We start from the raw sequence: 8,238 nt of genomic DNA on the forward strand, positions 1-8,238 counted from the left end.
AGATCCGGTAGCGTCGCGCGCACCTCAGAAGCGGTCGAGACGGCATTGTCACCGCCTCGACCGCTTAGAGAATGGTTCGGTCCCATTTGCTCCCCGCGTGTTACCGTCGGATCATGGTTGGGCCGATCCTCCCGCCGCCTTCAGATATCGCCCGCATTTGGCGGTACATTTTCTATGCGGATATGGTGAGTGCGCTCGTCCTGTTAGGAACAGGTGCCGTTTTTCAGTTAAGCCGCCAGACGGCATTCGCCGGCTACCTATCGGCAGGGACGGGCGTGGTTTCGCAGGCGTGCGCTCCCGTGGCCGCCATCATTCTGCTGTCAGGGCTCTGGTATCGGCCCAGCACCGGTAAATCGCTACTGGACCTCTCCAGCCCCAGCGAGCAGCGCGCCGCAGCGAAGTCGGCGCAGATGGACCGGGCGGTTCGGGCGCTCTACCGGAAACTGATCGTGCTTCGCGTCGCCATCGACATCGTCATCGTGCAGGCCGCCTTGTATGGCGTGTCGGCAGTGGTGCCCTATTGAATATCTCGCTCGCCCGGTTTCATTTGCTACCCCGCCTCGCCGAGGTCGAAGGAGACGTCGGCGAGGCGGATCGTACCGACCTCCGGGTCGTCGAGGAGCTTGCGCAGGTCGGCGAGTTTCCAGCGGTCGGCCACCAGCCCGTACACGACGCCCTCCTTGGCCGCATCCGCGAGCCACTCATAGGTCAGCTCGAACTCACTGAAATCGTCCCCCTCGTCAAGCAACCCGACCCACCTGCGGAACTCCGCCAGCGCCTCCTCCGGCTCGGTCTCGCACTGATAGGTGAGATCCGTCAGGGTTTGGTCCTTGGTCATGTCGCGGTTCCAGACGACCGCGTTCATCGAGGCCGGTTCATCGGAGTCGTCGTAGTAGGACGGCGCGTAGATGTAGGAGACGCCCGCCCCTCCGCAGAGTGTGTGCCTGCGGTTGAAGGCGACGAGCCGCTCGGTGGCCATCGGATGCGCGAACTCCACGACCGCCACGGCCTCGAGCGTCTGGGGAAGTCCGTCGATGGTCTTCCGGACCTCCTCCTTGTCGAAGCCGGAGTCCGGGTCCACGGAATCGATCGCGTCGTTCAGGCTGCCGACCGGCCCGTCGAGGGAAGGGGCCCGGACGGTGCCGAACAGGTTCTCCACGATCTCGTAGTCCGTCCAGCCCGCGCTGGGACCGGCCCGGCGCGGCTCCCCCCGCAGTGTGTACGACGCTTCCAGCAGCCCGCCGCCACTGCCATATCCGTACGACAGGCGCTTGTCCGGGTTCGCGATGCGGGCGGCCGTGCCGTACACCTCGGCGATCCGCGCGTCGTCGGAGGGGTCGATGAACACCCACAGGACCCGGTCGACGGCGCTGAAGGCCAGGAACAGCGCCGCGGTGACGACCAGGACCTTGACGAGCGATCTGGCCACGTACGCCCAGTCGGGCTCCCTCATGTTCGGCACCGCGCGCTCCTGCGACCTAGATCAAATCGGGTAAGGCGCACCATAGCCGCCCGGAACCGGAGCAGGCAGGGGAATCAAGCGCCCCCTCGGCTGCGAGAGCGCCGCCCGAAGCCGGTCAGCGGCAAGCGGTGATCGCCATCGTGGTGTAGGCCATGGTGAAGCCGCCGCCGATCGCGTCGATGGCGGCCCCGACGCCCGCCAGCACCTCGGCCAGCTGGTCCGGTGGGAGTTGGGTGAGCGCGCCGGTGGTGGGCAGCAGGTCGAGCCACTCGTCGCGGCTGTAGTGCCGCTCCCAGTCGAATCGCCACTGCTCCGGCTCGCCGAACTCGGCCGACTTCCGGATGCCGTCGGCGAACGTGGCGAACATCGCCTGGTAGATGTCCTGGCCCGGCCTCGGCGGTCCGGCGCTGAGCGGCGAGTCGGGCGCCACCTTCCGGAAGACGGCGGCGAACGCCTCAGCCACGAAGGGCGGCGGGTCGTACGCGTGCGCGAACACCGCCAGCAGGCCGCCGGGCCGCAACACCCGCGCCGCCTTGGCCGCGCCCGCGACGGGGTCCACCCAGTGCCAGGACTGTCCGGCGACCACGGCGTCGAAGGTACGGCCAGCGGCGTCCCAGTCCTCGAACGTCACCACCTCGACCTCGACCCCGGTACGGCGGGCGAACTCGGCCATCCGGACGTCCGGCTCGACACCCAGCACCTTGCACCCGGCCGCCAGGAACTGACGGGCTTCTATGCCGGTGCCGCAGCCGACGTCGACGATGTCGGGACCGGGGCTGGCGGCGATGATCTGCCGCACCAGGGCATCGGGATAGGCGGGGCGGGCCCGGTCGTAGCGTTCGGCGTCGACCCCGAACGACTCCGCCATCTGCCTGGCCTTATGGGGCTCGTTCCGTGGAGGCTCTGGTTGCTCCTGCGATAGAGTGGGCATGCGCCCACCATAGTGGGCAGGCGCCCACTCCACAATCGCGTAGCGTTCGCGGTGAGCGAAGAACGGGCGAAGCGCGCGAAGAAGGAGGACGGGCGATGCCGACTGGAGTGGCCCTCCGGGATGTGCGGCAGCAGTTGTTCGACGCCGCCGAGCGCGTCATGCTCCGCGACGGAGCGCCCGGTCTGACCAGCCGGGCGGTCACCACGGAGGCGGGCGTCGCCAAGGGCGTCCTGCACCGGCACTTCGAGGACTTCGACGCCTTCCTCGTCGAGCTCGTGCGGGACCGCATCGCCCGGCTCGAGGGCCAGGCCGCCGCCCTTCGCGACCGCGCCGGGACCGGCGACGTCGCCGGCAACCTGACCGAGGCGCTGATCGACCTGTTCGACTCGGTCGCCGTGGCGATCGTCGGTCTCGTGATCTTCCGGGATGAGTTGCGGGCCCGGCTGCCTCGGGCCCGGCCGGCGTTCGGCATCCCGGTCCTGACAGAGGCCGTGGCCATGATCGCCGCCTACCTGAACGAGGAGTGTCAGCTGGGTCGCATCGCGGCGGACGCCGACGTGGAGGCGCTGGCGCTCTCCCTGATCGGCGCCGGGCACATGCTGTTCGCCGGCCGGGAGGGGGTCGCGCCGGATCCGGCGGAAGTCGGCAAGGTGGTGAACGCCGTGGTCGCCGACGTCGTGCAAAGACGCCTGCTATGAGCTGACGCTCACCGGCCGGCGGGCGCGCATCAGGACGATGCCGACCGCGAGCGTCATGGCCAGGCAGACCGGGGTGTAGAGGAACAGGTTCAGCCAGTAGAACGGGCTTCCGGTGTCCGCGCCGAGGCCGAAGGCCCAGACCAGGCCGACAAGCCCGCGCACCAGCACACCCGCGCCCACGGCCATGGTGACCACCTTGGCCACCCAGCCGCCCCGCCCACCGGATGCCGTCGCCACCGATACGGCCGCCACGCTCAGCACGAGGATGAGCGGCAGCAGCACCCGTGGGGTGAAGGGCACCTCGGCGTTGAGGACGGCCAGGGAGAGCGCGCGGGGGTCGGCGATGGGCCGGACCACCCAGAACAGATGGACGAGTGCGTCGAGCAGCAGGACGGTGGCCGCGAACGCGCCGGGGCGTGAGATGTTCATGCCCTCCAGGAGGCGCCGAACTCGCCAATGGTTCCATGGAACCTTCTGCCCCCGAGCCGCCTCTGGATAGACATGTACTGGCCTGTTGCCGACCTGGACCCGGTGCGCCGGCTGCGCGTGCTCGCCGCCGGCGTTCCCGGTGCGCGTGTCGCCGAGCGGATTCTTCCCGACCCCTTCGAGCTGGTCTGGGAGGTGGCGAGCGACTTGGAGCGGGAGTTCGGCACCTTCGAGCCCGACATGCGACACCTGCGGATCGTCGCGGACGACGGAGGCGGGCGGCTGGTGGCCGAGGCCCGCAGCAAGTACGGCATGCGCGCCCGCTTCGACGTCGACCTGCGGCCCGGCTGGCGGCGCGGGTCGCCGAGCGGGCCCGATGAGCGCGGCGGCGCTCGTTCTGGCCGCTCAGCGCGGAGACACGATGGCGATGAACGACCTGCTCCGCGAGCTGACGCCGTACCTCGGCCGGATCTGCGGGCCCATCGCGCTCGACAGCGGGCAGGACGCGGTCCAGGAGGCGTGCGGTGCCGGTGGGCACGGTCAAGTCCCGGCTGGCGCGGGCCCGGCTGAGCTTCCGCAACGCCTGGCAATCGTGAGCGATTCCCCGCGGGGAATTGTCCGATGTCATGGCTCGCCCGGAGGATCCTCACGTAACCGAAGCGAGGGGAAGGACGGGCTATGAGGAGCTATCACCTGCGGCCGGGACGCGGGCTGGCCGGGCTGACCGTGGAGGACCGGGACGAGCCCGCGCCGGGGCGTGGGCAGGTCGTGGTCAGGATCCATGCGAACGGGCTGGGCTATCGCGATCTGATGGTGCTGGCGAACGACTATCCGCTGCCGATCACGCCCGGCGTCGTGCCCGGCTGCGAGGGCGTGGGCGAGGTCGTGGCCGTCGGCGAGGACGTGACCCGGGTCGGGCCGGGCGACCGGGTGGCGGCCACCGTGTTCCCGCGCTGGCTGGACGGGCCCTTCCTGCTGGAGAACGCCGCCCAGCTCGGCACCATGACCGACGGAGTGCTGGCCGAGTACGCGGTGCTGAGCGAGGACGGCGTGGTGCCCATCCCCGAGCACCTGTCGTACGAGGAGGCGGCGGCGCTGCCGCTGGCGGCCGTGACCGCGTGGAACGCGCTGACCTCCGGCGGCCTCCCACAGCCCGGCCAGACCGTGCTGACGCTCGGCTCGGGCGGGGTGTCGCTGTTCACGCTGATGTTCGCCAAGCTGAGCGGCGCCCGGGTGATCATGACGACGTCCGGCCCCGCCAAGGCGGAGCGGCTGCGGAAGCTCGGCGCCGACGAGGTGATCGACTACCGCGCGAACCCGTCGTGGTCGGAGGAGGTCCGCGCGCTCACCGACGGCAGGGGCGCCGATCGCGTCGTCGACCCGGCGGGGCCGCTGGAGCAGTCGCTGAAGTCGGTGGCGTTCGGCGGCGAGGTGGCGTTCGTCGGTTACCGGCTGTCCGGCGCCGAGGGCGCCCGGCCGGTCGACCCGGCGCTGCTGTTCGGGGCGGGCGCGGTGCTGCGCGGGGTGGCGACCGGCAGCCGCGCCCACTTCCTCCAGGTCAACCGCGCGCTCGCCACGCACCGGCTGCGTCCTGTCCTCGACCGGGTGTTCCCGTTCGAGGACATCCACGAGGCGTACCGCTACTGCGAGGCGGGCGGCGGCTTCGGCAAGATCGTCATCAGCCACGACCTCAGGAGCTCGTGAGGATGACGAGTTGCTGGGTCGCCCGGGTCATCGCGACATAGCGGTCGACCGCTCCTTCGATGCCCTCGCCGAACGCCTCCGGGTCGACGAGGACCACGAGGTCGAACTCCAGCCCCTTCGACAGCTCCGGGGTCAGCGACCGGACGCGGGACGTCGTACGGAATGTGGGATCCCCGATGACACACGCGATCCCGTCGTCATGTGCGGCGAGCCAGGTGTCGAGGATCGAGCCCAGATCCGAGACGGACCCGTGGACGACGGGGACGTCGCCGCGGCGGATGGAGGTCGGCACGTTGGCGTCCGGGAGCACAGCCCGGATGACCGGCTCGGCTTCCGTCATGATCTCTTCCGGCGTCCGGTAGTTGATGCTCAGGGAGGCCAGGTTGACCCGGTCGAGCCCGATCCGCTCGAGCCGTTCCTGCCACGACTCCGTGAACCCGTGCCTGGCCTGGGCACGGTCCCCGACGATGGTGAAGCTCCGGGACGGGCACCGGATCAGCAGCATCTGCCACTCGGCGTCGGTCAGTTCCTGAGCCTCGTCCACGACGACGTGCGCGAACGGGCCGGCGAGCAGGTCCGGTTCGATGGTGGGCAGTGCGGTCTCGTCGACCAGAGAGACCTTCGCGTCCTCTCCGCGCAGCATCGTCACCAGCCCTTCACCGTCGTCATCGGCGGCGAGCAGGTTGTCGACGACCTTGTCCATCTGCTCACGCTGGGCGGCGAGAGAGGCGTCATGCCGGCGCTTACGGCGCGCCGCCTCCGGGTCGCCGAGCCGCTGCCGGGCCGCGTCCAGGAGCGGCAGGTCGGACACCGTCCACGCCTGGGCGTCCGCGCGCTGCAACGCTCGAACCTCGTCGGGGCTGAGCCAGGGAGCGCACATCCGCAGGTAGGCGGGCACCGTCCACAGGTCTCCGACGAGGTCGGCCGCTTCGATCAGCGGCCACGCCTTGTTGAAGATCGTGAGTAGTTCCCTGTCCCGCAGCAGCGACTTGCGGAGCAGGTCAGGCGAGGCGTCGCCGTCGTGCTTGTCCATCAGGATCGTGAGCAGTTCCTGCCAGATCTGGTCGCGCGCCTCGTTGTGCGGAGTGCCGGGATCCGGCGCTTGGAACGCCTCGGCCCAATCCTCGACGCTCAGCCAGATGTCGGACCAGGGGGTGGTGATCGTCATCCCCTTGGTGGGCGGGTTCTCGTAGAACCTGACGGCCGGCTCGATCGCCTGCGTCAGGTTCGCGGACGACTTCAGGCGGGCCACATCCGGGTCGGCCTCGATCGCCGCCCCGGCGCCCTCGGCGACGAGGTCCCGCAGGGTGCAGGTCTGCACGCCCTCCTCTCCGAGGCTGGGCAGGACGTCGGCGACGTACGCCAGGTAGGGCTGGTGCGGACCGACGAACAGGACGCCGCCCCGGTGGTGACCGAGGCGAGGGTCGGAGTAGAGGAGGTAGGCGGAGCGGTGCAGCGCGACGACGGTCTTGCCCGTACCCGGACCGCCGTCGACGACGAGAGCGCCACGGGATCCCGCCCGGATGATGGCGTCCTGGTCGGCCTGGATGGTGCCGAGCACGTCGCGCATCCGTGCCGACCGGTTGCTGCCCAGGCTGGCGATGAAGGCGGACTGGTCGTCGAGCGCGGCGTGCCCGACCAGCCCGTCCGAGGTGAACACCTCGTCCCAGTAATCGTTGATCCGGCCGCGCGTCCAGCGGTACCTGCGGCGGCTCGCCAGGCCCATCGGGTTGGCGTGAGTGGCTCCGAAGAACGGCTCAGCCGCGGGGGAACGCCAGTCGAGCAGCAGTTGACGGCCCGCGCTGTCCCTGAGGCCGAGTCGGCCGACGTACACGGGCTCCGGGTTGTCCGCGCTGACCATGTGCCCGAGGCACAGGTCCAGACCGAAGCGGCGCAGCGCGCGCAGGCGAGCGGTCAGCCGGTGGATCTCCATGTCCCGGTCCATCGCCGCCCGGCCGATGCCGCCGGGCGCCTTGCGCTCGGCGTCGAGGCGGTCGGACAGGTCGGCGATCGACTGCTCAAGACTCTCCGCGATGGCCGCGAAGTGCTGCTCGTCGCCGGCGATCAGCGTCGGCTCGGCCTTGAGGACGAGGCGGTCGGGAAGGTCGAACGCGCTGGTGGTGAGGGGGTTCATAAAGCTCCGATCTGAGGTCGCTTGCGACCATGACGCACGGCAAGGCGGTCCCGCGTGGTTCACGCGGACACGGGCGGCCTTTCCCGGCTGACCGCGTCGAGCAGCGGCTTCGCGGCCACCGCAGCCCCGTCGGTACGGATCGTGCCGGCCACGGCGGTCGCCCGCACGCGGGTCTCGGGGGTCAGGACCGTCCTGAGCGCGGCTGTCAGGGACTCGGTGGTCGGAGTCGGACCATCGTGTGCCGTTCCCACCAGCGGTTCGACGTCCCCTCGTGATCCGTACGTCGACAACAACACCCGCACTTCGCGCCCCCGGTTTCCTGACGTTCTGGCCTACGGCCGTTGATTCTGCGGCACGACCGGGGTCTTGCCGCAAGCCCCCCGGTGCGCTATACGTTGAGAGTGGAAAGGCGCGGGTAATCCCCTTTCCCCCTTCGCGAAGCGGCGTCGCGCCGCTTGTCGTCACCCTACCCACGGCTCGTCGTAGACGATCTCGGTGTTGACAAGTGGGGGCTCCATAGGTCATCATGGAAATGCGACCGGAACTATGGGTCTGCGTAAGCGTGGACAAACAGCATTTGAGCGAGTACGCTCATGCATCCACGCTGCTTTTCTGACGACCCGCTCCGCTTGCTCACGTTGCGAGGTTGTCTGGCGTGCGTGTAGTCAGTCCGCCGCGAGCCCTCGGAAGGACATCTGTTGGCAGCCTCGCGCAACGCCTCCGCCGTACCCGCTGGTCCCCGTCGCGTCTCTTTTTCGCGCATCCAGGAGCCCCTCGAAGTTCCTGATCTTCTCGCTCTGCAGACCGAGTCGTTCGACTGGCTGCTGGGCAACGAGAAATGGAAGGCCCGGGTTGAGGCGGCTCGTCAGGCCGGGCGCAAGGA

General features: G+C 69.6%; 10 protein-coding genes. 5 read left to right on the top strand and 5 right to left on the bottom strand.

Translation table 11 applies throughout. The features are described from left to right. The first annotated feature begins 113 nt into the window (after positions 1-113). Positions 114-524, top strand: a complete 411-nt coding sequence (locus AB0B61_RS17195) for a hypothetical protein (protein WP_358432389.1) — start codon at positions 114-116, stop codon at positions 522-524. 26 nt (positions 525-550) lie between these two features. Here AB0B61_RS17195 and AB0B61_RS17200 read toward each other — a convergent pair whose 3' ends face one another. Together AB0B61_RS17200 and AB0B61_RS17205 are read right to left on the bottom strand one after the other, a co-directional pair. Next, positions 551-1,462 (bottom strand): hypothetical protein, encoded by a 912-nt coding sequence (locus AB0B61_RS17200; protein ID WP_358432391.1) that lies wholly within the window; start codon positions 1,460-1,462, stop codon positions 551-553. Between the two features lie 115 nt (positions 1,463-1,577). After that, complete coding sequence (locus tag AB0B61_RS17205) at positions 1,578-2,393, bottom strand: class I SAM-dependent methyltransferase (RefSeq protein ID WP_358432393.1); 816 nt, start codon at positions 2,391-2,393, stop codon at positions 1,578-1,580. A 95-nt stretch (positions 2,394-2,488) separates the two neighbouring features. Between AB0B61_RS17205 and AB0B61_RS17210 the strand changes: the two genes are divergently transcribed. Beyond that, on the top strand, positions 2,489-3,091 hold the full coding sequence (locus AB0B61_RS17210; protein ID WP_358432395.1) for a TetR/AcrR family transcriptional regulator: 603 nt from the start codon (positions 2,489-2,491) through the stop codon (positions 3,089-3,091). Here AB0B61_RS17210 and AB0B61_RS17215 read toward each other — a convergent pair. Beyond that, positions 3,086-3,520 (bottom strand): hypothetical protein, encoded by a 435-nt coding sequence (locus tag AB0B61_RS17215; RefSeq protein WP_358432397.1) that lies wholly within the window; start codon positions 3,518-3,520, stop codon positions 3,086-3,088. The two genes, AB0B61_RS17210 and AB0B61_RS17215, sit on opposite strands and share 6 nt — an antisense overlap. Positions 3,521-3,592: 72 nt before the next feature. Here AB0B61_RS17215 and AB0B61_RS17220 point away from each other — a divergent pair, with 72 nt between their 5' ends. Further along, the gene (locus AB0B61_RS17220) at positions 3,593-4,087 is read left to right on the top strand and encodes a hypothetical protein (protein WP_358432399.1); all 495 of its coding nucleotides are present in this window, start codon (positions 3,593-3,595) and stop codon (positions 4,085-4,087) included. Positions 4,088-4,195: 108 nt separating this feature from the next. Then, positions 4,196-5,221: an NAD(P)-dependent alcohol dehydrogenase gene (locus AB0B61_RS17225; protein WP_358432401.1), complete on the top strand. Its 1,026-nt coding sequence runs from the start codon at positions 4,196-4,198 to the stop codon at positions 5,219-5,221. On the opposite strand, the gene helR is transcribed toward AB0B61_RS17225, so the two are convergent. Further along, positions 5,208-7,355 (bottom strand): RNA polymerase recycling motor ATPase HelR, encoded by a 2,148-nt coding sequence (gene helR / locus AB0B61_RS17230; protein WP_358432403.1) that lies wholly within the window; start codon positions 7,353-7,355, stop codon positions 5,208-5,210. The two genes, AB0B61_RS17225 and helR, sit on opposite strands and share 14 nt — an antisense overlap. Positions 7,356-7,414: 59 nt before the next feature. After that, complete coding sequence (locus AB0B61_RS17235) at positions 7,415-7,606, bottom strand: hypothetical protein (protein WP_358432405.1); 192 nt, start codon at positions 7,604-7,606, stop codon at positions 7,415-7,417. A 447-nt stretch (positions 7,607-8,053) separates the two neighbouring features. Between AB0B61_RS17235 and AB0B61_RS17240 the strand changes: the two genes are divergently transcribed. Then, on the top strand, positions 8,054-8,238 hold a 185-nt coding region (locus tag AB0B61_RS17240), incomplete at its 3' end, for a hypothetical protein (protein ID WP_358432407.1).

This window comes from Nonomuraea sp. NPDC049158 (assembly GCF_040648335.1).
Lineage (GTDB): Bacteria > Actinomycetota > Actinomycetes > Streptosporangiales > Streptosporangiaceae > Nonomuraea.